At 56.8% G+C, this 21,583-nt stretch carries 17 protein-coding genes and 3 tRNA genes; 9 read left to right on the forward strand and 11 right to left on the reverse strand.

Annotated elements, in window-relative coordinates:
* Positions 1 to 4 precede the first annotated feature (4 nt).
* From AC3IX1_RS15390 to AC3IX1_RS15415, 6 genes are read right to left on the reverse strand one after another with little or no spacing between them, the layout of a single operon-like run.
* Positions 5 to 607, reverse strand: coding sequence for a restriction endonuclease subunit S (locus AC3IX1_RS15390; protein ID WP_489384808.1), 603 nt, complete (start codon positions 605 to 607; stop codon positions 5 to 7).
* Positions 604 to 1,167, reverse strand: coding sequence for a hypothetical protein (locus AC3IX1_RS15395; protein WP_489384809.1), 564 nt, complete (start codon positions 1,165 to 1,167; stop codon positions 604 to 606). Before AC3IX1_RS15395 ends, AC3IX1_RS15390 begins: the two co-directional genes overlap by 4 nt.
* The gene (locus AC3IX1_RS15400; protein WP_489384810.1) at positions 1,164 to 2,747 is read right to left on the reverse strand and encodes a type I restriction-modification system subunit M; all 1,584 of its coding nucleotides are present in this window, start codon (positions 2,745 to 2,747) and stop codon (positions 1,164 to 1,166) included. Before AC3IX1_RS15400 ends, AC3IX1_RS15395 begins: the two co-directional genes overlap by 4 nt.
* Positions 2,747 to 4,591, reverse strand: coding sequence for a DNA recombination protein RmuC (locus tag AC3IX1_RS15405; protein ID WP_489384811.1), 1,845 nt, complete (start codon positions 4,589 to 4,591; stop codon positions 2,747 to 2,749). Before AC3IX1_RS15405 ends, AC3IX1_RS15400 begins: the two co-directional genes overlap by 1 nt.
* A gap of 8 nt (positions 4,592 to 4,599) precedes the next feature.
* Positions 4,600 to 7,980 carry a type I restriction endonuclease subunit R gene (locus AC3IX1_RS15410; RefSeq protein WP_489384812.1) on the reverse strand — a complete coding sequence of 1,127 codons (3,381 nt, stop codon included), beginning with the start codon at positions 7,978 to 7,980 and terminating at the stop codon, positions 4,600 to 4,602.
* A gap of 48 nt (positions 7,981 to 8,028) precedes the next feature.
* Positions 8,029 to 9,507 carry a sigma-54 interaction domain-containing protein gene (locus tag AC3IX1_RS15415; RefSeq protein ID WP_489384813.1) on the reverse strand — a complete coding sequence of 493 codons (1,479 nt, stop codon included), beginning with the start codon at positions 9,505 to 9,507 and terminating at the stop codon, positions 8,029 to 8,031.
* Between the two features lie 106 nt (positions 9,508 to 9,613).
* Between AC3IX1_RS15415 and AC3IX1_RS15420 the strand changes: the two genes are divergently transcribed.
* On the forward strand, positions 9,614 to 9,790 hold the full coding sequence (locus AC3IX1_RS15420) for a BrxR family transcriptional regulator (RefSeq protein ID WP_489384814.1): 177 nt from the start codon (positions 9,614 to 9,616) through the stop codon (positions 9,788 to 9,790).
* Positions 9,791 to 9,799: 9 nt separating this feature from the next.
* The gene (locus AC3IX1_RS15425; RefSeq protein ID WP_489384815.1) at positions 9,800 to 10,378 is read left to right on the forward strand and encodes a plasmid pRiA4b ORF-3 family protein; all 579 of its coding nucleotides are present in this window, start codon (positions 9,800 to 9,802) and stop codon (positions 10,376 to 10,378) included.
* A 378-nt stretch (positions 10,379 to 10,756) separates the two neighbouring features.
* Here the strand turns inward: AC3IX1_RS15425 and AC3IX1_RS15430 are convergent.
* Positions 10,757 to 10,843, reverse strand: a tRNA-Leu gene (locus AC3IX1_RS15430).
* 660 nt (positions 10,844 to 11,503) lie between these two features.
* Here AC3IX1_RS15430 and AC3IX1_RS15435 point away from each other — a divergent pair.
* Complete coding sequence (locus tag AC3IX1_RS15435; RefSeq protein ID WP_489384816.1) at positions 11,504 to 12,439, forward strand: SphA family protein; 936 nt, start codon at positions 11,504 to 11,506, stop codon at positions 12,437 to 12,439.
* A 70-nt stretch (positions 12,440 to 12,509) separates the two neighbouring features.
* Here AC3IX1_RS15435 and AC3IX1_RS15440 read toward each other — a convergent pair whose 3' ends face one another.
* Entirely contained in the window at positions 12,510 to 14,360 is a 1,851-nt protein-coding gene (locus tag AC3IX1_RS15440; RefSeq protein ID WP_489384817.1) for a sigma 54-interacting transcriptional regulator, read from the reverse strand.
* A gap of 343 nt (positions 14,361 to 14,703) precedes the next feature.
* Here AC3IX1_RS15440 and pchA point away from each other — a divergent pair, with 343 nt between their 5' ends.
* The 6 genes from pchA to AC3IX1_RS15470 all read left to right on the forward strand — a co-directional run bounded on the left by pchA (position 14,704) and on the right by AC3IX1_RS15470 (position 20,001).
* Entirely contained in the window at positions 14,704 to 16,188 is a 1,485-nt protein-coding gene (gene pchA, locus AC3IX1_RS15445; RefSeq protein ID WP_489384818.1) for a 4-hydroxybenzaldehyde dehydrogenase, read from the forward strand.
* Between the two features lie 53 nt (positions 16,189 to 16,241).
* Positions 16,242 to 16,577 carry a c-type cytochrome gene (locus tag AC3IX1_RS15450; RefSeq protein WP_489384819.1) on the forward strand — a complete coding sequence of 112 codons (336 nt, stop codon included), beginning with the start codon at positions 16,242 to 16,244 and terminating at the stop codon, positions 16,575 to 16,577.
* A gap of 10 nt (positions 16,578 to 16,587) precedes the next feature.
* On the forward strand, positions 16,588 to 17,280 hold the full coding sequence (locus AC3IX1_RS15455; protein ID WP_489384820.1) for a hypothetical protein: 693 nt from the start codon (positions 16,588 to 16,590) through the stop codon (positions 17,278 to 17,280).
* 13 nt (positions 17,281 to 17,293) lie between these two features.
* Entirely contained in the window at positions 17,294 to 18,862 is a 1,569-nt protein-coding gene (locus AC3IX1_RS15460; protein WP_489384821.1) for an FAD-binding oxidoreductase, read from the forward strand.
* A 61-nt stretch (positions 18,863 to 18,923) separates the two neighbouring features.
* Positions 18,924 to 19,295, forward strand: coding sequence for a c-type cytochrome (locus tag AC3IX1_RS15465; RefSeq protein ID WP_489384822.1), 372 nt, complete (start codon positions 18,924 to 18,926; stop codon positions 19,293 to 19,295).
* A gap of 115 nt (positions 19,296 to 19,410) precedes the next feature.
* On the forward strand, positions 19,411 to 20,001 hold the full coding sequence (locus AC3IX1_RS15470) for an ester cyclase (RefSeq protein WP_489384823.1): 591 nt from the start codon (positions 19,411 to 19,413) through the stop codon (positions 19,999 to 20,001).
* A gap of 99 nt (positions 20,002 to 20,100) precedes the next feature.
* Here the strand turns inward: AC3IX1_RS15470 and ygiD are convergent, their stop codons facing one another.
* The 3 genes from ygiD to AC3IX1_RS15485 form a co-directional block, all read right to left on the reverse strand.
* Entirely contained in the window at positions 20,101 to 20,949 is an 849-nt protein-coding gene (gene ygiD / locus AC3IX1_RS15475; RefSeq protein WP_489384824.1) for a 4,5-DOPA-extradiol-dioxygenase, read from the reverse strand.
* Between the two features lie 407 nt (positions 20,950 to 21,356).
* Positions 21,357 to 21,430, reverse strand: a tRNA-Cys gene (locus AC3IX1_RS15480).
* A 46-nt stretch (positions 21,431 to 21,476) separates the two neighbouring features.
* Positions 21,477 to 21,552: transfer RNA gene (locus tag AC3IX1_RS15485), tRNA-Gly, on the reverse strand.
* Between the last annotated feature and the right edge of the window lie 31 nt (positions 21,553 to 21,583).

The following is a 21,583-nucleotide window of genomic DNA, read 5'->3' on the forward strand; positions in this document are numbered from 1 at the left end:
TTATCTATAGCTGACCAGAGAAGGCTTTCTGGCTGAGCGAATAAAATAAATGCTCTGCCTCAAGTACTGACTTCCTATATCTATCGATTTTCGACTCGCACTTATTTATCTTCAGGGAAAATTCATTCTGAAGACTTATTGGGGGGACACCAACCTCAAAATCTCTGAACATTTTCAGGTTGAGATGAGCCACAGTTCCACCAACCTTATTCCCCACCAGCTTCTCTTTGAATCCTTTATTCTGAAGGAGGTGAATCAGATAAAAAACATTCAACCTTGACGCAATAGGCCTTACGGTGAAGATACTTTCGTAAGTACTGAACTCCCTGTCAGTCCGCACCAAGGCACAAGTTCCAAGCGTGCCCGACTTACTTACTAGTAAATCTCCTTTTTGCGTCAAGTGATGCTTTGTTAATTTTTTATGCTGCTCCCTAGATATGTATTTAACATCCTCAAAGCTCAGCTCTCCAGAGTTAATATCTTTTGCCCTAACCAGTGGATATCCGTCCACACCATCGACATAGTCAACCGTTGACGTTAATCCCAAAAACAAATCTTCACACAAATCACCAAGCCTGATTGGTGAGAATCCCTTCGGATTGGTCACCGGGTCACCGAACATGTCCAGAAACACGGCGCGGAGGAAGTCGTCGGCGAGCTGGATGGCTTGCTGGCGTTTGCGGCGGATGGTGTCGGTCTTGTCGAGGATGGCGGCGATGCGTTTTTGTTCGGGTAGGGGGGGAGAGGAATTTCATGCTGCCAAAATAGCTGCATGGAAACTCGCGGCATTTTTGCGCCGGCCACCTGTGAGCTAACCCAGTCGACAAAGCTTTTTGAGCGCAAATAATAGGATAGATATTTACGATCAAGTCTCAGAACATCTGGCAACATCGGCACCAGCTCAGTAGTAGCCAGCCCTTTTTCGTCAGGAAGAACCACTTTATTCAGATATGGGCGGAGCTTTGAATAGAGAACATGTCGCTCATCAAAGCCATGTGTAGAGGATCCGGCCTCTGAAACAGGCGCCATGATTTTCTGCAGAACCTTGCCTGTGTCTGCTTCTACCTGATCCAGATTTAGTGTCCACACCTCGTCACTCTTGGCAAAAGCATGCTTACTCGCCTTTGCCGGCGCAACATCGCCCAGTCGAACCAAAGGCCAACTCACAGCATCCCCTCCAGCTCATCCAGATCCGCCAGAATCTCCTGCTCCAGCCCTTTGAGCCTTTGTAGAATCACTTTTGGGTCTTCGTATTGCTCCTGCTGATACACCACTTCCTTGTAGCGGTTGATGGATAGGTCGTACTTATTGGCGGCAATCTCTTCAGCCGGTACGACAAAGGCCTTTTTGCTCTTGTCACCGAACACGGTATTGATGGTGCTGCCGCTGATATTGCTCTCGACCATCTGCCGATAGCGATGCCACTGAGCGATGGCATCGGGTAGATCGTTACTGCCCTCGCCTTTCAGCTCGGTGCGCTTGTCGTCCAGGGAGTAGCCGTCTGCCTGTAGATCGTAGAACCACACGCGCTCAGTGCTGCCACCTTTGGTGAAGATAAGGATGGCAGTACTCACCCCGGCGTAGGGTTTGAACACGCCGCTGGGTAGGCTGACGATGCCTTCGAGCTGGTTGTTGTCGAGCAGCTCCTGGCGCAGTTGCTGGTGGGCCTTGCTGGAGCCGAACACGACGCCGTCCGGCACGATCACGGCGGCACGGCCGCCGAGTTTGAGCGAGCGCAGGATATGGGCAACGAACAGCAGCTCGGTCTTCTTGGTTTTCACCAGCCCGAGCACGTCTGGGTTGGTATTGGTTTCGTCCAGCGTGCCCTTGAACGGCGGGTTGGCCAGTACCACATCGAAGAAGTTCTGCTCCTGACGCGGGTAGTGCTCCTTGATGGATTTGCTCAGGGAGTCCTGGTAGCGGATGTTCGCGCCGTTTACGCCGTGGAGCATCATGTTCATGCTGGAGACGCGCAGCATGGTGGTGTCGAAGTCGAAGCCCCAGAACATCTGGCTGTTGATGTGCTGGCGATAGGGTTCCAACAGGTCACCGGTGAAATGCTGATTGCCCTCTTCATCGGTAAAGATACCCGACTCGCTGGAATGCTCACGGTTGAGGTATTCCATGGTGCGGGCGAGAAAACCTGCGGTGCCGCAGGAAGGGTCGCAGATCACGTCCGTCGGCTGCGGGGCGATCAGTTCGATCATGGCATCGATGATGTGGCGCGGGGTGCGGAACTGGCCGTTGATGCCGGCGGTGGTGAGCTTGCTCAGCAGGTATTCGTAGATATCACCCTTTACGTCGCTCTGGGTCAGCGGCAGGTCGTGGACCATCTCCACGGCGGAGGTCAGCACCGACTCGTTCTTGATCTCCAGGTCGGCGTCCTGCATGTACTCGCTGATATGGCCAAGCCCTTTACGTTCGTCACCCTCGCCTTCGGCGCTGCCCAGTTTTGCGAAGAAGGGATAGACGTTCTGCTTGAGGTGCTTGTGCAGCTCCTTGCCGCTCATGTTGCGGAAGTTCTTCCAGCGCAACAGTTGGCCTTCCGGTGTATCCAGGAACAGACGGTCAAAAGCCTTGCCGGTGCGGTTGGCTTTGCGCTCGTCCACGTCTTCCTGCATATCGAGCATGCGGGCGAACATCAAATAGCTGATCTGCTCGATCACAGTCAGCGGGTTGGTGATGCCGCCGGTCCAGAACTTCTCCCAGAGTTTGTCGATATCGTTGCGAATTTTGCCGGTGAGCATTAGATGGTCTCAGTTTCAGTATTGGTTTCAGTTAGTAATTCTTCAGATTTCTCATCACCGATAAACAGAACCGGGTCAGGGTCTGCAGGGATAAAGTCGATTTCCAACGAGGCCTTGTCGACAAAATAACTTGGCAACTCGGCTTTAATCGCCGGTGCGAGGTTCTTGAACTCACCCACCTGTTTCACCAAGTTACCCTTGCCGCTGACCAGCTGCCCTTCGGCGGTGACGTAGGCATCTGTCGCGCTTTCCAGGCCTTTCTTGATTCTCTCGAAGCTGCCGAGGAAGGTATTGAGCTTCTTGAAGACTGCCTCGGCCTTGCTGGCCAACGCCGCGGTGTGTTTGTTCTGGTCCTCATAGCGCCACAACTGGCGCACGATATTAAGGCTGGTCAGCAAGGTGGTCGGTGTTGCCACCAGCACATTGTTCTCAATGGCCTTCTGAAACAGGGTTTCATCGGCCTTTAACGCCTCGACAAAAGCCGACTCAATGGGGATGAACATGAACACCATGTCCGGCGAGTTCAGGCCTGGCAGTTTGTAGTAGTCACGATCCGCCAACTCCTTGATTCGATTGCCGACCGCCTGCACATGCTCTTTCAGGGCAATCGCGCGCACGCCCTCATCTTCGGCATTGACGTAGCGCGTGTACGCATTGAGCGATACCTTGGCATCAATGATCAGATGCTTGCCCTGTGGCAGGTAGACGATGGCATCGGGGCGCTGCCGACCATCCTCGGTAGTGATACTGACTTCGCGCTGGTAGTCCTTACCCAGTTCCAGGCCGGAGCGATCCAGCACGTTCTCCAGGACCAGCTCGCCCCAATTACCCTGAAGTTTTTTCTGACCACGTAGGGCGGTGGACAGCTCATGTGCTTCAGCAGTGATTCGCTGATTCAGCTCTTTGAGGTGTTCAAGCTCCTTACGCAGCTCACCCTGCTGGGTGGTTTCGCGGTGATGGATCTCCTGCACTTCCTTCTTGAAGCCCTCGATGGATTGCTGGAAGGGATTCATCACTGCGTTCAGCGAGAGCGTGCTGCTTTCCTGCAGGGATTTGGTTTTGGCGTCGAGGATTTCGTTGGAAAGCACCTTGAAGTGTTCGCTCAGGCTGGATTTTTGCTGCTCAAAGTTAGCCACCTCGCGAGCATGGCTGGCCTCACGTTCGTCTTGTTCAGTCTTGAGCTTGGTGTACTGACTGCTGAGGTTTGTTAGGCGCTCCTGCTGGGTATCGTATTTTTCACCTGCAGTGACTAGTTGTGCCTTCAGCTCCACAAGCTGCTCGCGAGTCTCCTTTTCACCCGTCTCAGAGGTCTTGGATTTTTTACCTTCCTCTGCCAGCACTTCTTTCAAGCTACTGACCGCGCTGCGTTCATTCTGCAGTTCTACTTGGGTTTGCTCTAGCCGCTCTTCAACCCCAGCTAACTGCGCCTTTAAACCCAGACTTTCAGTTTTGGCTGTTTCGTTTTGCGTTTCGGCTGTATGGCGGTGCTGATTGGACAGTTCCAGCTTCAGATCCAACGCAGAGACTTCAGCCCTACTTCCTTTCAGCTCTTCAAGCAGCCGCTCTACCGTGGTTCTGGCCGAGATGAGCTGCTCATTTAGACGACTTTCCGTCAGTTCCAGCTGATGGTTTTTCGACTCAGCAGCCTTGAGCTGTCCTTGCTGCACACTCTGTTGTGCCGCTGCATTGGTGAGCGCCTGCTGACTTTGCTCTAACTGAGCAGTCAGCAGCGTGAGCTTACGATTCTGCAGCATTATCGCAAGCAAATAACCAATGCCCAGGCTGGCTATGGCGGCAATCACGCAGATTGTAATAATTTCAGTCGTCCATTGGCTGGCTAGCATGATCACTCCTAGAGGTTGCTTGGCGAGGTGTCCCCGCGCAGAAAGGGTTTAAGCACAGTCACTAAAGCGGTGACATCGCCGGGCGCGAATACACCGTCGATACCCTCGTGGGAAATACTAGAGAACGGCGCGTCGTAGAGTGTTTCGATGACGATGCTGCCGTGCTGGGAGATGTAGTTCTTCAGCAGGTTCATAAAGCGCACCTGCTGTGCAGTAAGGCTGGGGTGAGCGTGGAGGAAATTTTTGAAGTGTTCCTCAATGGCCTCCAAATCAAGGCCGATGATCTCGCGCACGGTAAGGTGCAGCTGATCCGCCGTGCGACCGTAGAATTCGTTGAGCACCTCAAGGCTAACGCCGGGGTGGCTGGTTAGGATGGTCGAGGTGAGCGTCTTCAGTTCAGACTCGGCTATCGGCTCGCCCTTGTGGATTTTCTGCAAGGTCGGGTTGGCGGAGAGCATGTCGTCGAGAATGTTCTTGAGACGGCGACGGTAGTTCATCGCCTCGCTGGCTCCAGCGATCTTCACCTCGCGCTCATTCACTAGCAGACCGTCATCGCCGGTACGGGTGCTGGGCATCGCATAGCCGCCACCGCTGCCGGTCTGGCGGTATTTCATGATGCCGCGCAGTTCCTTGCGGGCATTTTCCAGCTTGTCGATGCTCGGCTGCTGCCAGAAATCGGCGCTGCGCACTTCTGCAATCAGCACATCCTTCTGACGTACGGCCTGGATGTTGACGGCGAGCTTGTCCAGTTCGGCCAGCAGCGTGATCTTGCCATCCTCGAAGCAACTGGCCTGCTCGACCAGGCAGCGCTGGATGCCTGCGATCAATTTGTCCAGCGCGGTGGCGTGCTTGTCACGCAGCACCCGGGCGGACATCAGCGGGGCAATGGTATTGCTGAGCAGGTGCTGGGTTTTTCCGTCGAACCGCTGCAGCAGATTTGTTTGCTCCAACTGGTGGACGACGCGCAGCTCACGCTTTACGGCCACGCTGGACTCCGGCAGGTCATTGATGTCTGCACGCAGCAGTTCAATTGCAGCGTCAAATGCCGCGGCATGATTGTGACGAAGGGCGGCTTGGGCAAACTCCAGGCGTGCTTCGAAGGTGGTTTGCAGCAGTGATTTGCTGCCGGTGTCTTCCGGCTCCTGATATTCCTGCTCGAAGAAATCGAAGTTGCCGTAGTGATCGAAGATCAAGAACTCGCTTTTGTGTTTGCCAGGGCCGAACAGATTGGGGCGCAGGCGCGTGCCACGGCCAATCATCTGCCAGAACTTGACCCAGGATTTGACCGGTTTGGCGAATACCAGGTTGACCACTTCCGGCACGTCGATGCCGGTGTCGAGCATGTCCACCGAGATGGCAATGCGGAAGTCGTTATCCGGTTTTTTGAACTCTTTGATCAGGGTATCCACGTGCGGAATGGCGTTGTGGATGACCTTGCAGACCTTGGTGCCGTACTGCGGGTAAAGCTTGCAGAAGAGTTTTTCCAGATGCTCGGCGTGGTCCTGACGCTGGGCAAAAACGATAGTCTTGCCGACGAGTGAACCGGTCTCATCCTTGATGCCGTTGTTGATCAGGTTTTCCAGGATGATGCGGTCGGTGTCTTCACTGAAGATCTTGCGACCGATGTCCTTGCCAGCGATGGTGGTGCGCTTGGCCTCCTCCTCGCCGAGGTCTTCTTCCAACTGACGCTTCTGCTCTTCACTCAGGTCGTTGTAGTGGATGCCGTCGCGCAGGAAGTCGGTGGTGAGATCCTTGACGCGAAACGGTGTCAGATACGGCGGTTCATTGTTGATGGCAGCATCCAGACCGAACTCGAAGGTGGGGTCGGTGGTTTCGCAGTCAAAAATATCGAAAGTGTTGCGGGCGATAAACTTCACTGGGGTGGCGGTGAGGCCGATTTGCAGAGCATCGAAGTAATCGAACAGGTCGCGGTACTTGTTGTAGATGCTGCGGTGGCTTTCGTCGGCGATGATCAGGTCGAAGAAGCCCACATCCAGCTGAGCGAAGCGGTTTGTCATACCTGGGTAGGTGGCGATATAGATACGCGCGGTCTGATCCACCCTGTTGGTTTCACCAATCACACAGCGCGGCTCGCTGGGCAGGTTCTGTTTGAAGGCCTCATCGGCCTGCACGCGCAGCTCCTTGCGGTCGCAGAGAAACAGCACGCGCTTTGCCCAGCCGGTGCGCAGCAGCAATTCGGCCAGGGCGATGGCCACACGAGTTTTGCCGGTGCCAGTGGCCTGGATGATCAGGGCCTTGCGGCGCTGCTTTTGAAAATGCGCAGCGACGGTCTTGATCGCCTCAATCTGGTAAGGCCTATCGGCAATGCTCAGTTCGGGGTTGTGCCTTTCCAGTTCGGCGATGCGGTATTGGCGCTGGTAGGTCAGGTATTCAAGGCTGTCTTTACTGTAGAGGCCATACACCGGGCGGTAGGTGTTGTACTGCTTATCGTCCCAGATGAAGGTTTCGTAGCCGTTGCTGTAGAAGATTACCGGGCGCCGCATGCCCATGCGCTCGAAGCCGTCAGCGTACATACGGGCCTGTTCGCGCCCGGCCTGCAGGCTGACATTGCCGGATTTCTTGGCTTCGATGACAGCCAAGGGCTGACCGTTGTCACCCCATAGCACGTAGTCCGCACGCCCCTTGCCGGAGACGTTGTCGGGAAAATCGACTTCCACCTCATGGCCGACCTGAGCCGGGTTGCTGACATCCCAGCCGGCCTGCAACAGCATGGCGTCGATCAGCAGTGTGCGGGTCTTGGCTTCACTCCACTGCAGGCTGTCGGCAACCTTCTGGCTTTGCTGCTGACGCTTTTGCTGATCGGGCTTGGCTGGCGGGTCGATCTTGTCGAGGTGGCGGGTGCGCTCCTGCTCCAGCTTGTCCATGACACGCTGCAACTCTTCCTGCTGCTGGTTGAGTTCCTTTTCGTAGCTGGAAACTGTCTTCTGCAGGCTGGCCAGCATCTTAGTCGGGTCCTTCACCTCGGCAAACTCGGGGATGGTGGTCTGCGCAACGCCGTAGTATTTGACGGCCATGTACTTGGCCAATTCGTGCGTTGCATTCAAGGCCAGCTTGGCGTTGCGCACATCCCCCTCGCCACCATGGGCAGTGTCGTTGCCCTGAATACGCAGAAAGTTGATCTGATAGACCAGAGACTTGCTGACGCAATCGACAAACACCGGGTTTTTCACCAGCTCATAGAAGCTCGACTGCGGCAGACGCGGCAGCAGCTCTTCCTTGTAAATGGCCTTAGTCAGCTCTTCGGCAAAGCTGCGCAAGCGCGTAAGGGCGCTACCCGGATCGATGTGCAGCACCGCTTCAGCTAAGCCGGCCAGATTGGCCAGCAGCTCGTTGCCGGGGCGAAGAAACTCGAAGTTGAATGATTTCATAAAGGCGATTCTGTCCATATCGATCCTATAGCGAGGACCGTGCCAGTATTATTCGATGCCGTATTTATCCATCCAGTTGCTCAGCGTCTGCTGGCTTTTGAGGCCTAACAGGCTGGCCGCCCGGGTTTTGTTGTTACCGGTAATCGCCAGCGCCTTGCGCAGATAGCGGTCCGCGATTACAGAGATTACTTTTTGTATATCAATGCCTTGTGAAACATCCATAGCCAACACATCGGCTTCCACCTGCGGTAATTTAAACAGCGCCTGCTCGATATCGTTAGCTGCTATTAAACCGCCCTGACACCAGAGGGCCGCACGGAGCAAGGTGGACTGCAACTCTCGCACATTGCCACGCCACGGATGATGAAGAATAAGGTTTTTTGCTTCTGCGGAAATTTTCTTATTGCTGAGACTGGAATCCTCGCTAGCAATGCCAGCCAGTAGCTTCTCGGATAGCAGAAGCAGATCGCCCTCGCGCTCCCTGAGCGGTGGGAGGTGCAAAACACCGACGGCGATGCGGTAGAACAGGTCTTCCCGGAAGCGCCCCAAAGCAACTTCCTGCATTAGATTACGGTGAGTGGCAGTGATCAGCCGCACATCACCCTTGAGCTCCTGGCTTGCCCCCACAGGGGTGAAGGTGCCTTCCTGCAGCACCCGCAGAAGACGCACCTGCACATCGGGCGTCAGCTCTCCAAACTCATCCAAAAACAGCGTGCCGCCATTAGCCTGCTGGAATACGCCTGCCCGATCAGCAATAGCGCCGGTGAATGCACCCTTCTTGTGGCCAAACAAGGTGGAGTCGACCAGCTCCGGTACGATGGCGCCGCAGTTAACCGCAACAAAAGGCGCTGCAGAGCGCGGACCAGCGTTATGAATCGCACGGGCAAACAACTCTTTGCCCGTGCCGGTTTCGCCGTAAATGAGTACAGGAACCTGCTTGAGCGCCAGAATTTGCGCCTGCGCCTTGAGCACTAGCATGCGCTCGCTCTGCGTAACGATACTGTCGAAGGCAGCATTCACTGGCGCGCCTAGACCTGCGAGCTGCATGAGCTTGTCGGTGCTGATCGCATTAGCCGCAGGGACATACTCGGCGGCGATCTCGAACGGCACCTCGACCTGCTGCACGCCCTGCTCAAGAGAAGACTGGTAGAAGGTCGCCGGGTAGCGAGTCTTGCCGAGCAGAATCCAGACCGCCTGCATAGCCGGCGTGCCGGGGCTTAGCAGGATAGAGAGTTGAGCACCCGGAACACTCAAGCGTTTTAAATGCTGGCTGGCAGCCTGGTAGATCTCCCCGAAATGAACAGGGGAAGACAATGTTGCGTAATGCGCCGTGATGGGCACATTGACCTGCTCGCGGAGCCAGGCAAGATAGGGCTCAACACGCGCAGCTGGATACGAGCAAAGCAACTGGACGCTATCGACAGGCACAGCTTTTAGCGTGGACAGAATCGGGCCTGCCTCACCACCTAAGACGGCCTTGAGATCATTGCCGCCAACCCAACTGACCAACACACGCTGCTTTTTCACCACTGTCCCTGTACTCCCGGCCTCCCTATTGCCTATATAGCCGGCAGGAGAAAAAATGTGCTCTGGTTCGCGACTTGGATAGTAAACCAATCAGTCGCTTCGGGTCTTGATACTTAACTACGGCATGCTCAATGATCAGCTCATAGCGCCTAGCCGTGGCGAATTAGTGCAGTACGTATTGCAGCGTTTTCAAATTGACCCAAACAAGGTGCATTCCAAGGCCAGCGCCCAGCAAATCGTGGTGGCTAATCTGGATGCATCACAACCCTGGCTGTATCACTGAGGAGAACATATGGCGACGCAACCGGTATGGATCACCCTGCATGTGCAGCTGGAAGAACAGCAACTCAACCCGCCGATTTGGCGGCGGCTGCGGGTAACCAGTGACTGCACGCTGCGCAAGCTGCACCACTTTATTCAGGCGGCCATAGGCTGGAGCAGCAGCCATTTGCACGACTTTATGGCGGGCGAGTTACGTTACTTGCCACCCGACCCGGAGTATCCCGAATTTGCTGGGCGCGATGATCGCAAGCAGAAAATCCGTAGCCTGCTAAAAGCCGGTGATCGTGCGCGCTACATATATGACTTTGGCGATTACTGGCAGCATGTGATTGCTGTGGAAAGCATCGAACCAGCAGATGTCAGCGGTAGCTGGTGCGAAGTTCTTGACGGCGCCGGCGCCTGCCCGCCGGAGGATGTGGGCGGCGTGCCGGGCTATCAGCACTTCCTCGAAGCCATCAACAGTCAGCCCCTGAGCGAGGATGGCCGTTACGCACTGGAGTGGGCCGGCGGCAGCTTCGATGCCGATCTGTTCGACCGCCGTGCCGCCAACGCGGCGGTGCAGCGCATCTGCAATAACCTCTGGGGTTAAGCCTCAGCGTAATCCACTCGCGCCAAGCCAAGCAGCAACGGGTACAAGGACTTCATCATGGGTCCGGCCAGGCTCTTACACATTCAGGCCACCTCCATTCCTTGTGCACGGCTAGGCGTAGCAGCTGAAATAGCGACAGATAAGCATGCGGAGCCTAAAACTGTAGTCCGAGAAACGGAAATCCAGATTGGTGATCAAGGGAGTGAAAAATTAAGGGCGTAACGCCAAGGGGGGGGTGCCTATCATCGTTGCCGAAACCGCCTTCGATCAGGCGCAAGGCCTATCACCTCTTCTAGTGCGGTGATTGACCGGTGATTGACAGAAACTTTTACGACTTCAGAAAAACAGAGAGCGCATCTCTGAAACCCTTATGAATAGTGGTGCCCGAAGCCGGAATCGAACCGGCACGCCCTTACGAGCGGGGGATTTTAAGTCCCATGCGTCTACCAGTTTCGCCATTCGGGCGGTAGCGCGGTGAAGCGTCCAGGTTTTGCCAAATAACGATCTGGCAGTTCTGACGCTTGTGCAGCAGAGGTGGAAATATATACATCCCGCCCCGGTGAAGCAAGTTCGCAAATAGCCTTTTCAAGACTAAATCTTGCGGGCTAGTGCAAATAAAAAAGCTCCGTAAATCATAGATCTACGGAGCTTGTTTATTAGTGGAGGCCGAGGTCGGAATCGAACCGGCGTAGGCGGATTTGCAATCCACTAACAAAGCTAAGCAGATCAGTAGGTTAGCATAGACTATATTCCGCAAGCTACTGATTTTAAAAGACCTATAGGCCACGGCAGTAAAGGGATAGCGCTTGGGTTGCGGAACGCTTTTTTGGCTCCCTCACAAGCACTCAACCACCCGCAGTTCCCAGAATTTCAGGTGCCATAGAGTCGGGGGAGTCGGGCAAAGCAGTGCGTGACAACCATGAACTTTCTGCACTCGGTCGAATTTTCTTAACAAGAACCGTCGCAGGCGTGCTGCCCAGGCCATGAACCATTCACAGCTAGACATCAAGCCATTGATTTACATCAAAAAATAAATGAATCCAACCTGGCACAATAGTTGAGTAGGGCAACCTTGCGCAGTCAAAAGCGGCTGTACGCCACTCATAACAATAAGGTTGGCCTCTCATGCATCAGAAATTCACCCGCTGCACATTCCTTGCCTTCAGCACTGCCCTATCGCTGGCTGGCAGCGCCTCACTGGCCCAGGCTACCGAAGGCGGTGTGTCGTCCTGGCCGCTGGGCATTGAAATCTACGGCATGGGTATCCTGCCGCCACCCGGTACCTACGGTCAGATTTTCGTCGGCGATTACCTGGCCGATACCCTGCGCGATAACGCGGGCGACAAGGTGGCCGACATCGACCTGCGTGTCAGCACTATCGTGCCTCGGTTCATCTGGGTCACCGAACAGCAGGTACTCGGTGGCAGCTTGGGCTTCCACGCACTGCTACCGCTCAATGACATGAGGCTTAACATCAAGAACGGCCCGCACGACCACAAGCGCGGTATCGGCGACGCTCATCTCGGCCCGGTGGTCGGTTTCCACCATAGTGACAAGTTCCACACCGCTGTGGGTGTCGACTTCGTACTGCCCACCGCCAGCGAGTACGACAAGAACGACTTGGTCAACCTCGGCACGAACTATTACACCGTACAAGCGGTGTATGCCATGACCTATATGGACCCCAAGGGTTTCAACGCCGATGTGCGCCTGATGTACGATTACAACTTCGAAAATCAGGACACCCACTACCAGTCCGGTCGTGAGCTTCATGCCGACTACACCCTTGGCTGGGGCTTGGGCAATGGCTGGGTACTCGGCGTTGGTGGCCACGCTTACAAACAGGTGAGCGATGACCAGTGCAGCGCCCCCCATTGCGCCGCCGCGGCCTTGGTCGATGCTGCCGATGGCAACCGTGGCAGCTCCTTCTCCATCGGTCCGGCCGTGCAATATACCAGCAAGGATGGCTGGTCCCTCAGCGCCAAATGGCAAGATGAATCCGGCGTACGCAACCGTACCGATGGCCAGGCCTATTGGCTGAAGTTCACCGTCCCGCTCTGAGTGCCTCTACGAAAATGCCCCGTGGCCATCAGGTCACGGGGCAATGGGTTCGGTCCGGATCGACCCGGCGCTAGTTTCCCTTGAGACGATAACTGACCTGCGCGCGACTCATGCCGAGCATCTGCGCCGCCGCCGTGATGTTGCCACCCGAGCGTTCCATTGCCAGGCGCACCAGGTGCAGTTCGATTTCTGCCAGGGAGGTGTTCAACACCCGTTGTTGCCCGGAGACGAAGGCCTGGAGACCTTCCAACACCGGCTCCCGAAGTGCGCCTACGCCGTCTTCAGTCGACTCTGTGGCTGCCCGCACTTTGTCTGCCGACTCATCACGTCGCTCGATAGCAGACAAGCGCCCCTCAGGGGTCAGGCCTATCGCCATTTCCATCAACGGCGCGCCAATTTCGGCCAGATGCACGATGTCTATCACCTCGCCATCGCCGGCGGAAATTACGCCACGCTCGATCAGGTTCTGCAGTTCACGAATATTGCCGGGAAACCGATAGGTCAGCAGTGCGTTGACCAGCCTCGTGCTGAAACCTGCCAGCCGACGTCCATGGCGCAGGCTGAAATGACGCAGGAAGTAACTCATCAGCAACGGGATATCTTCACGACGCTCACGCAACGGTGGCAGATGAATGGGGAACACATTCAATCGGTAGAACAAGTCCTCACGAAAACGTCCGGCCTCAACTTCGCGACGCAAATCCAGGTTGGTCGCGGCGATGACCCGTACATCCACCCGGATCGGCGTCGTGCCACCGACCCGCTCGATTTCACCTTCCTGCAAGGCGCGCAGGATCTTGCTCTGTGCACTGAGGCTCAAGGTCGCTATTTCGTCGAGGAACAACGTCCCGCCATGGGCCCGCTCGAAACGACCGGGACGTGAACGCTCAGCACCGGTAAAGGCGCCACGCTCGACACCGAACAGTTCCGCCTCCACCAGGTTCTCCGGCAAGGTCGCGCAGTTGAGTGCCACAAGCGGCATATGCTGCCGGGAACTGGCTTGATACAGGGAGCGGGCGAACAACTCTTTGCCGACCCCCGATTCCCCGGTCAACAACACTGTCGCCTGGGTCGGTGCGACGCGGTGCAGCAATTGAGTGGCAACAACGAACGCCGCCGAAATGCCCACCAGCGGTTTGCCGTCGGCCGCTTCATCCAACTCGGCAACGGTGGTCTCTGTGCCCGAGGCGTAGGTGCTGCGACTGAGGAAGTCGCCTGGATCCAGATAAGCCAGATCGACATCGATGTCGTCCCACTGATCAGCCGGTTTACCAACGATACGGCAGGCCTGATGGCCCATCGAGCGGCACTCCTCCTCGCGAAAGACTACCAGGCGGCCGAGCAGCGACGAGGCGTAGCCGCTGGCATAACCGATCTCCATCCAACAGGCCGGTTCACCGCCCAGGCCATAGGTTGCAATGTGCTCGTCGTCTTCCAGTGAGTTGTGCCAAAGGAACTCGGAATAGAAGTGGCCAACGCTCGAATCGATTTCGAAGCGCACCACCTCGACGTTGACCATGCCTTCGAGCATGTGCAGCCGCGGTCCGGCGCTATACAGACTGGCGTCATCACCTTCTGGCCACTGCTCGCTGACCTGGGCCGCGTCACGCGCCCCCGCCTGCCAACCGATGCGCGTCAACAGGCCACGTGCCTTGTCGAACCCCAGCGCCTCGATCAGCTCGCGGCGGATCGCCCCAAACGCGGAGCCTTGCAGCAACATCATGCGCTGGCCACACAACCAGACGCTTCCTTCATGCGGGGCGAAGGCAACGGTCTGCGCCAACTGCTCGGCTGATGGCAGGCCGCTGGCGCCGAATTGACTGGCGCGGTCGACGATCATGCGCTTCTGCCGGCCAAGTATCTGCTTGAGGAAATCCTCGTCGGCAGGACGACCGGTCTTGGTAGGCGTAGTACGAGTCATGGGCAATCAACAAGAGGCAGGTGGGTAGCCTATGAGTATGCCCAGCCCTTCCCTCGGGTCAATCCGCTGGCGATCGCCTCCTCTCCCCCTGCTGGTCATTTGTCCGATAACCGCACAACTTCTGTTCATCCATCCAATCTGCGTCGAGCTTTCAACAGCCTGCGACTTCTCTGCATAAATTTCCGCACAACGGCTTTCGAGTTCGAGCCCGAGGCAGGTTTTGCGAAACCATAAATTATCTCAACTTATTGTTTTTAATCGTAATTAATTGAGTAGCTGGACATGGCACGATAAATGTTAGAGGGCACCTGTGCACTTTAATAAAAAGAGAGATGACCTCGAAATGACTACTACCCACTCCGCCAGCCCTGTCTACCAGGACCTTGAATTGCAGCCACTTGCCGGTCAATGGCGGGCAGGTAGCGCCGGTCGCTCGATGGAGGTGTTCGACCCCTTCACTCAGACTCCTTTGCTGCAGATCACCCTGGCCAACCGCGAAGACCTCGACGCAGCCTACCGCAAGGCACGCGAAACCCAGGTCAGTTGGGCTGCCAAAGGGCCGGCCGAGCGTGGCCAGGTGCTGCTCAACTCGGTGAAAATCTTTGACGAGCGTCGTGAAGAAATTATCGACTGGATCATCCGCGAGTCCGGCAGTACGCGCATCAAAGCGCAGATCGAATGGGGCGCCGCTCGCGCCATCACCCTGGAGTCGGCCAGCCTGCCAAGCCGTGTGCATGGGCGCATTCTTGCATCCAATATTCCGGGCAAGGAAAGCCGCGTTTACCGTAAGCCGCTGGGCGTGATTGGTGTGATCAGCCCGTGGAACTTTCCCCTGCACCTGACCGCACGCTCCCTGGCACCGGCCCTGGCGCTGGGCAACGCCGTGGTGGTCAAGCCGGCCAGCGACACCCCCGTCACCGGCGGCCTGTTGCTGGCGCGAATCTTCGAGGAGGCGGGATTACCAACGGGCGTGCTCAGTGTAGTGGTCGGCTCCGGCGCGGAAATCGGCGACGCCTTCGTCGAGCACCCCGTACCGGCATTCATTTCCTTCACCGGATCGACCCAGGTCGGACGCAACATCGGCTGCATCGCCAGCGGCGGTGAGCACCTCAAGCACGTAGCCCTGGAACTGGGAGGGAACAGTCCGTTCGTAGTCCTGGCCGATGCCGACGTCGAGCAGGCCGTCAGCGCCGCCGTGGTGGGCAAGTTCCTCCATCAGGGTCAAATCTGCATGGCGATCAACCGCATCATCGTCGAGCAGCCGCTGCTGGAAACGTTCACCCGGCGATTCGTCGAGCGAGTCAAGGCACTGCCCTACGGCGACCCGAACAAGGCTGAAACCGCGATCGGTCCGGTGATCAACAGCAGGCAACTGGCTGGATTGCAAGAAAAGATCGCCACGGCCCAAGCCGAAGGCGCCACGCTGCTGGTTGGCGGTGAAGCCCAGGGCAACGTCCTGCCGCCGCACGTGTTCGGCAACGTCACCGCTGACATGGACATCGCCCGTGAAGAAATCTTCGGTCCATTGGTGGGTATTCAGTCTGCCCGTGACGCCGAGCATGCCCTTGAACTGGCCAACAGCAGTGAATACGGACTCTCCAGCGCTGTATTCAGCGCAAGCCTGGAGCGCGGCGTGCAGTTCGCGCAAGGCATCCATGCCGGAATGACCCACGTCAACGATATCCCGGTCAACGACGAACCCAACGCCCCCTTCGGTGGCGAAAAAAATTCCGGCCTGGGCCGCTTCAATGGCGATTGGGCGATCGACGAGTTCACCACCGACCACTGGATCACCGTGCAACACACCCCTCGACAATACCCGTTCTGATCCAAACCAAGGCTCCCATGAACCAACCTACCAATAAGAATAAGGAGTACGAAATGTCCTCACTGCTCAACAGCCCGGCTGTGAAACGGACCTTCGCTGCCGGCTTTGCCCTGCCGTTTATCCTGCTGGCCGGAAACGCTGTCGCCGATGGCGATGGCGTCTGGAAAGGCGGAGAGAACGTTTATGCCAAGGTATGCGGCCACTGCCACGAAAAACAGGTCGGTCCGCAAATCACCGGCCGCCAACTGCCCACGCAGTACATCACCGCAATCGTGCGCAATGGCTTTCGCGCCATGCCGGCTTTCCCTGCTTCGTTCATCGACGACAACTCACTGCAACAGGTCGCCGAATACATATCCAAAACGCCCGCCCCCGCGGCCAAACCTTGAGGAGCCAACCATGAACGTTGAACGTCGTGTACTGCTCAAGGGTATGGCCTTGGGCGGCCTGGTCGGTGTAGCCATGAGCAGTTCCGGCCTGGCCATGGCCAATACGGTATTGGGCAGCCAGACCCGTGCAGCTCTGCCGACCCTGGCCTTGGTCAGTGGCGAAGTCGCCGCATCTGCCTTTCTCGAGGGTGTGACTGCGAGCCCGACGGCCAGGCAAGTCAAGGTGCAGCGCACCGACCTCAGCCTGGACTTCATTCTCGGTCTGGAAAAACAACTGAGCAGCGGTCAACCACAACGCATCATCGGCCTGGTCGACGACGCCAGTGCCGCGCTGATCATTGATCTGGCGCGCAGTGCGGGCGCTCGCGTGCAGTGGCTCGGCCAGCATCGCGCCACAGCCAACGCCTCGCAGCACCACCTGCTCAGTGCCGAGGCCACCAGCGGTTGCGCCCCGCAACTCGGCTTGCAGCTCAACGCCTGTGGCACCGGCTTTAGCCTTCGCGAGCACCGTATGGGCGGCCAACGAGCGCCGCTGCAACTTTCTGCGGCTGCGCGTAACAGTGCCGGTTCCGAGCAATGGGCGGCCACGCTGGGCTACAGCCTCGCTGCGTTGGGCACTGCCAACATCGGGCAGGCGCCACTAATCGCCAGCCGTGCGTCGCCGCTTACCGGTAATTTCGTTTCGTTTTCGATCGAAGCTTGAAGGAGCTAACCCAATGACTGAGCAAATCAACAAGCCCCTGCTCCCTCGCGGCGTCGACAGCGCCAACTTCGAGCAAGCAATCGCCAAGTTTCGCAAACTGCTGGGTGATGAAAACGTCCTGATCAAAGACGATCAATTGATCCCCTATTCCAAGATCATGATCGCCGTGGACAATGCCGAGCACACGCCGTCTGCCGCTGTCACCGCCACCACCGTGGAACAGGTGCAAGGCGTGGTAAAGATCTGCAACGAGCACAAGATCCCGGTATGGACCATCTCCACGGGTCGCAACTTCGGTTACGGTTCGGCTGCGCCAGGCCAGCGAGGTCAGGTGATCCTTGACCTGAAGAAGATGAATAAGATCCTGCACGTTGACCCTGAACTGTGTACCGCCCTGGTCGAGCCGGGTGTGACCTACCAGCAGCTATACGATTACATTCAGGAAAACAAACTGCCATTGATGCTGTCGTTCTCCGCACCGTCGGCTATCGCCGGTCCGCTGGGCAACACCATGGACCGCGGCGTGGGTTACACCCCATACGGCGAGCACTTTCTGATGCAATGCGGCATGGAAGTGGTACTGGCCAACGGCGACATCTACCGCACCGGCATGGGCGGGGTTAAAGGCGACAACGCCTGGCAGGTCTTCAAGTGGGGCTATGGCCCGACACTGGACGGCATGTTCACCCAGGCCAACTACGGCATCTGCACCAAGATGGGCTTTTGGCTGATGCCCAAGCCGCCGGTATTCAAACCGTTCGAGATCAAATTCGAGAACGAGTCGGATATCGCCGAGATTGTCGAATTCATCCGTCCGCTGCGCATCGCCCAGGTCATTCCCAACTCTGTGGTCATCGCAGGCGTTCTCTGGGAGGCCTCCACCTGCAACACCCGCCGCTCCGATTACACCAGCGAACCGGGTGCGACCTCCGACGCAATCCTCAAGCAAATTCAGAAAGACAAGAACCTCGGTGCCTGGAACGTCTACGCCGCTTTGTACGGTACTCAGGAGCAGGTCGACGTCAACTGGAACATCGTTACCGGTGCCCTGAAGCAACTGGGCAAGGGCCGAATCGTCACTCAGGAAGAAGCCGGCGATACCCAGCCGTTCAAGTACCGCGCCCAGTTGATGTCCGGGGTGCCTAACCTGCAGGAGTTCGGTCTGTACAACTGGCGTGGCGGCGGCGGTTCAATGTGGTTCGCACCGGTAAGCCAGGCCCGAGGCAGCGAGTGCGATAAACAACAAGCGCTGGCCAAGAAGACTCTCAACAAGCACGGCCTGGATTATGTCGGCGAGTTCATCGTCGGCTGGCGCGACATGCACCACGTCATCGACGTGTTGTATGACCGCACCAACCCGGAGGAGACCAAGCGCGCCAATGCGTGCTTTGCAGAGTTGTTGGATGTATTCGAGAAGGAAGGCTACGCCGTATACCGCGTCAACACCGCCTTCCAGGATCGGGTTGCACAGAGCTACGGCCCAGTCAAACGCAAGCTTGAACATGCCATCAAGCGTGCGCTGGACCCGAACAACATTCTGGCACCGGGCAAGTCTGGCATCGACCTGGCCAACAAATTCTGATTGCTCTTGAGACCCCGTCAGGCCTGTCCTGGCGGGGCTTTGTTTATTTGTAGGAATCGCAATGAATTACACACAATTGCTGGTTGCCAGCGCCCTGCTGCTGGCCGCCCCTCTGACGCTGGCCCAGGGCGACGCCACTCAAGGCCAAGCCCTTTTCAGCACTCAGTGCGGCTTCTGTCACAGCCCCGAAGCGGGCAAGAACATGATGGGGCCGAGCTTGCACGGTGTCTTCGGTCGTCTCAGCGCCCAGGCACCGGCGTTCACCTATTCTGCCGCCCTGCAAGGCGCCAGGCTGCAGTGGAATGACGCTAATCTGGACAAGTGGCTGGCAAGCCCTGCCAGCCTTCTGCCGGGCAATAAGATGATGTTCCCGGGACAGGCTGACGCGCAGAGTCGTCAGCACCTGATCGCTTATCTCAAGAGTTTGCAGTAAGTACGTTGCGAGGTCTGCGGGAAACCAAACTAGAATTCGTAGGCGCATTACAGATTTATCCCATCGCCTTCAGGCAAAAGGCTGTTCTCCAGTAAGTTACGAGGAAGAAATCGCCATGAAAGCTGATGCACTTAAGCCACACGTTGTTGCTATCGCTGTTGCCGCGTCATTGCTACTTGGCGCAAATCAAGTCGCATTCGCCGGTCAGGATAACTGGCCGGGTAGCAAGGTCGCCGCCCCAACTCCGAAAATCCCGGGTATGCCGCCAGAGCTTGCCAGGAATCTGGCGAACTTCGACGACCTCGACTTCCATGTCTATACGGGGCAGCAGTGGGAGAATCTTCACAAGAGTCATGGGAAAGACATCATCGTTCACTACCCCGATGGTCACACGACCAAAGGTATTCCCGATCACGTCAAGGAACTGAAGTTCATGTGGACTTTTGCTCCCGACAATCGCATCACAGAGCACGCGGTTCGGTTTGGCACTGCGGATGCTCAGTGGACGGCCGTCATGGGCTACCTGGATGGCACCTTTACCAAGCCCATGGTCTTCCCGGATGGTACGGTCATTCAGCCAACGGGTAAGGCATATCACCTTCCCATGGCCACCCTCGGTCACTGGAATAAGGAGGGGGTTATGGATGAGGAATACCTGTTCTGGGACAACGCTACGCTCATGCAGCAGATGGGTGTCGGTAAATAAGCAACAAAAAGACGAGGTGGGCGATTGCACATCACCCGTCCATCAATGCATGGCTTGGTTGGACGGGTGCCCACTTACGCGACGGCAACTCGGAGTTTTCTACAGGTTCGTTTGGTCTGGTGGAATACCCTCGGGCAGAAGAGCTGCGCCCTCGCCGTCCTCACAAATCACGTCGTCCATGTCGACGCCGTAACAGGTCATCGACAGTGAACCCATGGCATAACCCCGTAGCAAGGCCTTGGCGCCTGAGCCCGCCGCCGCGACGCCAGCAATGTAGAGTAGCGGGAGAAAATGGTCGGGCGTCGGCACAGCCAGCGCAAAGTCAGGATGTTCGGCCATTTTGATGAGATCGCCGGGCGCCTCCACCATCTGCTGAGCCACTGCATCGTCAAATCGGTGTGCCCAATCTGCGCCGCCTTTCGGGTTGTGCCATTCGATCCGCTGCAGGTTGTGTACGACGTTGCCACTCGACACGATCATCACGCCTCGGTCACGGAGCGACGCCAGCTTGGAACCGAGCCCGATATGGTAATCAAGCGGTTTCAATGCATTGATCGACAGTTGCACGACGGGAACGTCTGCCTCGGGGAAGAGGTGTGCAAGTACACTCCACGTGCCATGATCGAGGCCCCATTGGTCACGGTCTGCGCCAACCCAGTACGGTTTTACCACTTGCGCCACTTCGTCGGCCAACTCTGGCAAGCCGGGAGCTGGATACTCGAAAGCGAACAGCTCTTCGGGAAAGCCGTAGAAGTCGTGAATCGTGCGCGGCCGTGCCATTGCAGTCACGGCTGTCGAGCCGATGAACCAATGCGCCGAAACCACCAGCAGTGCTCGCGGCCGGGGAAGTGCCTGACCCAATTTTCGCCACGCTCGCGTATACCCATTGAGTTCGAGCGTATTCATGGGCGAGCCGTGGCCAATGAAGATCGCTGGCATGGCTGTCATTCTCCCCTCCTATCGCCTGGCGTTAACCGGTTTGAGGATCTGATTGAAGCATTTGGGTGCAACCGTGATTCATTGCTCCCGCTACTCCCTGGCAGGCTAAAACTCATACGTCCAGTCAGCATAGATCACCCGTAACACTACTCGCCGGAGTTACGGACCATTGGGCTTTGAGAACTGTCGGTCGTAATCGGCAGCCAAAAAGCGAACAGTCAGAGAACTGACTGCCATGTGTCCGAATTCACCCTTGAGTTCCGCCGGCGACTATCTATAAAAGGGTCGTTTTTCGCCGCTCGCGACAGACAGAGATCGGCCAGTTGCGGAACACGTGCAAAAAATTGCGGAACACTCCACTTTTTCGAAGACAATAAAAAACCCCGTAGATCACTGATCTACGGGGTTGTTTATAGTGGAGGCCGAGGTCGGAATCGAACCGGCGTAGGCGGATTTGCAATCCGCTGCATAACCATTTTGCTACTCGGCCTCAAAACATCTGCTGTCAGTAGCGCGACATCAAATGCGTACAAACTTGGAGCGGGAAACGAGACTCGAACTCGCGACCCCGACCTTGGCAAGGTCGTGCTCTACCAACTGAGCTATTCCCGCGTCTTGGTGTGGCGCATTCTATAGAATCCAG

Source organism: Pseudomonas sp. KH_046_2 (assembly GCF_057838985.1).

Excerpts from the sequence above, each read along its gene's own strand:
- AC3IX1_RS15425 (WP_489384815.1), top strand. The coding sequence starts at position 9,800 with ATGGCGACGCAACCGGTATGGATCACCCTGCATGTGCAGCTGGAAGAA.
- ygiD (WP_489384824.1), bottom strand. The coding sequence starts at position 20,949 with ATGACAGCCATGCCAGCGATCTTCATTGGCCACGGCTCGCCCATGAAT.
- AC3IX1_RS15405 (WP_489384811.1), bottom strand. The coding sequence starts at position 4,591 with ATGCTAGCCAGCCAATGGACGACTGAAATTATTACAATCTGCGTGATT.
- AC3IX1_RS15410 (WP_489384812.1), bottom strand. The coding sequence starts at position 7,980 with ATGAAATCATTCAACTTCGAGTTTCTTCGCCCCGGCAACGAGCTGCTG.
- AC3IX1_RS15435 (WP_489384816.1), top strand. The coding sequence starts at position 11,504 with ATGCATCAGAAATTCACCCGCTGCACATTCCTTGCCTTCAGCACTGCC.
- pchA (WP_489384818.1), top strand. The coding sequence starts at position 14,704 with ATGACTACTACCCACTCCGCCAGCCCTGTCTACCAGGACCTTGAATTG.
- AC3IX1_RS15465 (WP_489384822.1), top strand. The coding sequence starts at position 18,924 with ATGAATTACACACAATTGCTGGTTGCCAGCGCCCTGCTGCTGGCCGCC.
- AC3IX1_RS15455 (WP_489384820.1), top strand. The coding sequence starts at position 16,588 with ATGAACGTTGAACGTCGTGTACTGCTCAAGGGTATGGCCTTGGGCGGC.
- AC3IX1_RS15440 (WP_489384817.1), bottom strand. The coding sequence starts at position 14,360 with ATGACTCGTACTACGCCTACCAAGACCGGTCGTCCTGCCGACGAGGAT.
- AC3IX1_RS15450 (WP_489384819.1), top strand. The coding sequence starts at position 16,242 with ATGTCCTCACTGCTCAACAGCCCGGCTGTGAAACGGACCTTCGCTGCC.
- AC3IX1_RS15460 (WP_489384821.1), top strand. The coding sequence starts at position 17,294 with ATGACTGAGCAAATCAACAAGCCCCTGCTCCCTCGCGGCGTCGACAGC.
- AC3IX1_RS15400 (WP_489384810.1), bottom strand. The coding sequence starts at position 2,747 with ATGCTCACCGGCAAAATTCGCAACGATATCGACAAACTCTGGGAGAAG.
- AC3IX1_RS15470 (WP_489384823.1), top strand. The coding sequence starts at position 19,411 with ATGAAAGCTGATGCACTTAAGCCACACGTTGTTGCTATCGCTGTTGCC.